The organism is [Clostridium] citroniae WAL-17108 (assembly GCF_000233455.1).
Lineage (GTDB): Bacteria > Bacillota > Clostridia > Lachnospirales > Lachnospiraceae > Enterocloster > Enterocloster citroniae.
This window is the reverse complement of the sequence record NZ_JH376451.1, coordinates 1-904: the sequence shown is the minus strand read 5'-3', so window position 1 is coordinate 904 and position 904 is coordinate 1. Positions and strand designations below refer to the sequence as shown.

Annotated in this window: 1 protein-coding gene; it reads right to left on the bottom strand. The window is 42.3% G+C overall.

Annotation, left to right across the window (positions count from 1 at the left end; all coding sequences use genetic code 11):
* Nucleotides 1–480 precede the first annotated feature (480 nt).
* Nucleotides 481–891, bottom strand: a complete 411-nt coding sequence (locus HMPREF9469_RS30395; RefSeq protein ID WP_276325016.1) for a tyrosine-type recombinase/integrase — start codon at nucleotides 889–891, stop codon at nucleotides 481–483.
* Between the last annotated feature and the right edge of the window lie 13 nt (nucleotides 892–904).

Below are 904 nucleotides of genomic sequence, written 5' to 3'. Positions count from 1 at the left end.
ACTGATGGTACCTGGAAAGATTCATGGACTGGAAAGTTGCAATAGCTTAAATGATTATTCACCACCATTTTTTCATGAACAGCGCATCTGCCGAAATACCCTGCGGGATTATTTTCTGCTCATTTCGGTCATTGCCCACGAAACAAGTCAGGATGTTTGAAGATGACGCTATGTAACATGCGTATGCAACGTTCCCATTGCTTTTTACATTGGTAACACATAGAAACATATATCCATCTGGTACAGTAATCGGTATACGTATCTCCTGTCCACCATTAGGCGCAAGAGTTATGGATTGTGAATATGTAAATGTTTTTATAAGCAATGGGTTAATTAAATCCGTATTATGCCCGGAAATGCAAAAATATAGCACGCATAACAATTCTATATAATTATAACTGTGCTCAACATCCCCCATAAGCGTACTTTAAGTAAGCCTCCCATCTGGCAGGCCAAAAAAATCCTGTCAGATTTTAAGAGTTAGGATGCAGCATACATGTCGTACTCATATCTAATCTTTCCGGCACCATTTTTTGCATATATCCTGGTGGTTTCTACACTCGAATGCCCCATCAAATCACATAATGTTGGAAGCGGCATACCTTTGTTCAATGCACGCGTGGCAAATGTGTGCCTCAGCAAATGCGGAAATACCCGCTTACCCAGCCCTGCCTTTTTTGCAATCTTCCGGATAATGTTCTCCAGGGCATTCTTCTTTAATCCTTGATAAGGTGCCCTTTTTGATAGTATCACAGCCCCGCTCCTACGGTCCCCCAAATATCGTTCCAAATATTCCATCGCACGGTCATTAAAGAACACCATGCGCTCCTTCTTTCCCTTTCCTAATACTTTCCCACATCCCGCCTGAAGGTCCATATCTTCTACCCGCATACTGACCACTTCG

Coding starts and splice junctions, on each gene's coding strand:
- HMPREF9469_RS30395 (WP_276325016.1), bottom strand. CDS start 891: ATGCGGGTAGAAGATATGGACCTTCAGGCGGGATGTGGGAAAGTATTA.